At 67.2% G+C, this 3,418-nt stretch carries 4 protein-coding genes; 2 read left to right on the top strand and 2 right to left on the bottom strand.

The window, feature by feature from the left end; all coding sequences use genetic code 11:
* On the top strand, positions 1–704 hold a 704-nt coding region (locus tag EN738_RS32545), incomplete at its 5' end, for an ATP-binding cassette domain-containing protein (protein WP_127287147.1).
* Positions 705–721: 17 nt separating this feature from the next.
* On the opposite strand, the gene EN738_RS32540 is transcribed toward EN738_RS32545, so the two are convergent.
* Positions 722–2,206 carry a carboxypeptidase M32 gene (locus tag EN738_RS32540; RefSeq protein ID WP_127287146.1) on the bottom strand — a complete coding sequence of 495 codons (1,485 nt, stop codon included), beginning with the start codon at positions 2,204–2,206 and terminating at the stop codon, positions 722–724.
* Between the two features lie 152 nt (positions 2,207–2,358).
* Here EN738_RS32540 and EN738_RS32535 point away from each other — a divergent pair, with 152 nt between their 5' ends.
* Entirely contained in the window at positions 2,359–2,712 is a 354-nt protein-coding gene (locus tag EN738_RS32535; RefSeq protein WP_127287145.1) for a DUF1304 domain-containing protein, read from the top strand.
* Between the two features lie 61 nt (positions 2,713–2,773).
* Here the strand turns inward: EN738_RS32535 and EN738_RS32530 are convergent, their stop codons facing one another.
* Positions 2,774–3,199 (bottom strand): hypothetical protein, encoded by a 426-nt coding sequence (locus EN738_RS32530; protein WP_127287144.1) that lies wholly within the window; start codon positions 3,197–3,199, stop codon positions 2,774–2,776.
* Positions 3,200–3,418: the final 219 nt, after the last annotated feature.

Genomic DNA, 3,418 nt, shown 5'->3' with positions numbered 1-3,418 from the left:
CCGTGCATGGCCTCAGCTTCCAGGTGAAGCCGGGCGAGACGGTGGCGATCGTCGGCCCCTCCGGCGCGGGCAAGAGCACGGTGTTTTCGCTGATCCTGCGCTTCTACGATCCCGAGACGGGCCGCATCGTCATCGACGGCGTCGATCTGCGCGAGGCCGATCCCGCCGCGATCAGGCAGCGCATCGCCATCGTGCCGCAGGACGTCACCATCTTCGCCGCCAGCGCGCGGGACAATATCGGCTTCGGTCGGCCGGGCGCCAGCGATGTCGAGATCGAGGCGGCGGCGAAGGCGGCGCTTGCCGACGAGTTCATCGCCAAGCTCGACAAGGGCTATGACAGCCAGGTCGGCGAGCGCGGCGTGACGCTGTCCGGCGGCCAGCGCCAGCGCGTGGCGATCGCCCGCGCGATCCTGCGCGACGCGCCGATCCTGTTGCTCGACGAGGCGACCTCGGCGCTCGACGCCGAAAGCGAGACCCTGGTGCAGACGGCGCTGGAACGGCTGATGCAGGGCCGCACCACGATCGTCATCGCGCACCGGCTGGCGACGGTGCTGAAGGCCGACCGGATCCTGGTCATGGAAGGCGGCCGCATCGTCGAGGAAGGCACTCACCAGAGCCTTGTCGCCAAGGGCGGCATCTATGCACGGCTGGCCAAGCTGCAGTTCGAGACCGGCGCCAGTGCTTTTAGAGGCGCGGCTGAGTAGTCACGCTTCGTGCGTGCTCAGACGCCATAACGCTTGCGCAGATGTTCGGTGAAGTAGGCTGCATTAAGCTTCTCGCCGGTGGCGCGCTCGAGCAGGTCCGGCGTCGACCAGCGCGAGCCCTGCGACCAGATCCTCACACGGCGCCAGGCGTTGATGGCGCTGAAATCGCCCTTGGCGAGGTCGTCATCGGCGGACGGATGCTCGCGGGTCAGCGCCGCCCATTGCTGCGCCGCCATCATGGCGCCCAGCGTGTAGGAGGGGAAATAGCCGAAGGCGGCGCCCGGCCAGTGCACGTCCTGCATCGGTCCGTCGGCCGGATTGTCGAGCGTCGACAGGCCGAGATAGTCGCGCATCCTGGCGTCCCAGGCCTCGGGCAGGTCGGCAACCTCCAGCCGCCCCGAGACCAGTTCCTGCTCCAGTTCGTAACGCAGGATGACGTGCAGCGGATAGGTCACCTCGTCGGCATCGACGCGGATCAGGCCGCGCTCGACGCGGTGCACATGCGGCAGGATATCGTCGAGCGACCAGCTCTCGCCGAGATGCCTTTCGACCACCGGCAAGGCCCAGCGCCAGAAGGCCGGGTTGCGGCCAATTTGCTTTTCGACGAACAGGCTCTGGCTTTCGTGCACCGCCATGCCGCGCGCCTTGCCGAGCGGCCAGTGCGCCCAGGCCTTGGGCAGGTTCTGCTCGTAGAGCGCATGGCCGGTCTCGTGCAGCACGCCCATCAGCGCCGACAGGAAATCGGAGGTCTTGTAGCGGGTGGTGATGCGCACGTCGCTCGGCACGCCGCCGCAGAAGGGATGGTGCGAGACCGACAGCGAGCCATGGGTGAGGTCGAAACCCACCGCCGCCATCATGGCGAGGCCAAGCTCGCGCTGCCGGTCGATCGCATAGCTGCCCGAAAGCGGCTTCAATGGATGGCGGGCCAGCCGCGCCTCCTGCGCCGCCAGCGCTTCCGGCACGAATTGCCGCAGGAAGGTCTTCAACTCGGCGAAGACCGGTGTGATGTCGGTGGCGCGGTTGCCGGGGTCGTACTGCTCCATCAACGCGTCGTAGGGGTCGAGACCGAGCGCATCGGCGCGCAGCGCCGCCTCCTCGCGCACCAGGGCGACGACGCCTTCCAGCGCCGGCAGGAAGCCCGCCCAATCGTTCCTGGCACGCAGGTCGCGCCAGAGCTGCTCGGAGCGCATGCGTGCCGTCGTCTGGCGCTCGACGAACTCGACCGGCAGGCAGGTGAGGTTGGTGTATTGACGGCGCAACTCCCTCACGGCCGCCTGCTGATCCTCGTTCAGCGCCTCCTCCTCGGCCGCCGCGATCCAATCGCCGATCTCCGGCGCCGTCGCCCGGGCGTGAAGCATGCCGGCAAGCGCCGACATCGCCTCGGCGCGCTTCTCGCCGCCGCCGACCGCCATATGCGTCGCCTCGTCGGCGCCGAGGATGGCGAGCGCATGCTCCAGCGCTTCGAGCTTGTGGCCGAGGTCGTCGAGTTTCTGAAAGGACATGGCGGTTCCGGTCTGGTCAGCGATCGAATTGGACGGCGCGAAAAGATACCAATGCGCCAGCCTTGGCAACCCTGCCGCGCAGGGTGCTCAAACCATCTTGCGCGGACAAGCCCGCGCGTGATCAATGCTGGCAGCGAAAGCGGAGGGGGAAAATGATCGGCAACATACTGGTCGCGCTGGTGGCGCTGATCCACTGCTACATCGTCTATCTGGAGATGGTGCTGTGGGATACGCCGCAGGGCCACAAGGCGTTCAGGCTGACGCCGGATTTCGCCAAGGCATCCAAGGTGCTGGCCGCCAATCAGGGGCTCTACAACGGCTTCCTCGCCGCCGGCCTGATCTGGGGGCTCTATCTCGGCGCGGCCGGCTTCCAGGTCAGGATGTTCTTCCTGATCTGCATCGCCATCGCGGGCCTCTACGGCGCGGCGACCGTCGGCAGGAAGATCCTGTTCATCCAGACCGTGCCGGCCGCGCTTGCCATCATCGCGCTCTGGCTGGGCTGGTAAAAGGACGCCCTTGGGACGGAGTTCCCGCGGGCGCCAGGTGTCCCTTCCTCGGGTCGAGCGATCAGCCGTTGGGATAGTGCCCGCCGTCGGCGCCGTCGCCCATCAGGAAGCCGGTCCCGCTGTCGATGCGCAGCGCCTGGTCGACATTGTCGAGCCGGCGCAGCAAATCATGATACTGCGCAGCCGGTATCCTGCCGCGATCGGCGGCGGCGGTTTTCGCGGCGGCCTGGCTGATATGGGCTGCGCGCATATGCAGCGTCTGCGCCTCGGCCGGCGTGATCGTGTTGTCCTGCCTGGCGTCGGTGATGCCCTGGTCGACACCCTGCACCTGCGCCATAAGGCCCGCCACGCGCGGACCGGTGAAGTCGGTCGGCGAGGATTCATCGAGTGCGCCCTTGTGATGTCCGGCAGCGTAGGCGCCGGCGAGCGGAGCGGAGACGAGAATGGCGGCAAGCGTTGCAGTCTTGAGAGAGATTGAAGAGCGCATGGCGGCGCTTCCTTCTACTGGGGAAGGGAGCGGCCGCGCCGCTCCGCCTTCCGACCTTCCGGGCCGTCCGGTTCCGTCGTGTCGCGATGGGAGGCATCGCCGGCGGTTCTCGGCCCTGCGCGGAAAACTAGGAGCGCCCAGTCGTGAAGTGTAATTAAAAAAAGATAATCTTTTCAGGCCTTGCCGGCCTCGCGGCTGCGCCCTAGCGTTTAGCCCGCG

Origin of the sequence: Mesorhizobium sp. M4B.F.Ca.ET.017.02.2.1 (genome assembly GCF_003998955.1) — a bacterium.
Lineage (GTDB): Bacteria > Pseudomonadota > Alphaproteobacteria > Rhizobiales > Rhizobiaceae > Mesorhizobium > Mesorhizobium abyssinicae.
This window is presented reverse-complemented; position numbering and strand designations above follow the sequence as displayed.

What these genes read in the sequence shown, in the direction of transcription:
- EN738_RS32540 (WP_127287146.1), bottom strand. Translation starts at nt 2,206, where the DNA reads ATGTCCTTTCAGAAACTCGACGACCTCGGCCACAAGCTCGAAGCGCTG.
- EN738_RS32535 (WP_127287145.1), top strand. Translation starts at nt 2,359, where the DNA reads ATGATCGGCAACATACTGGTCGCGCTGGTGGCGCTGATCCACTGCTAC.
- EN738_RS32530 (WP_127287144.1), bottom strand. Translation starts at nt 3,199, where the DNA reads ATGCGCTCTTCAATCTCTCTCAAGACTGCAACGCTTGCCGCCATTCTC.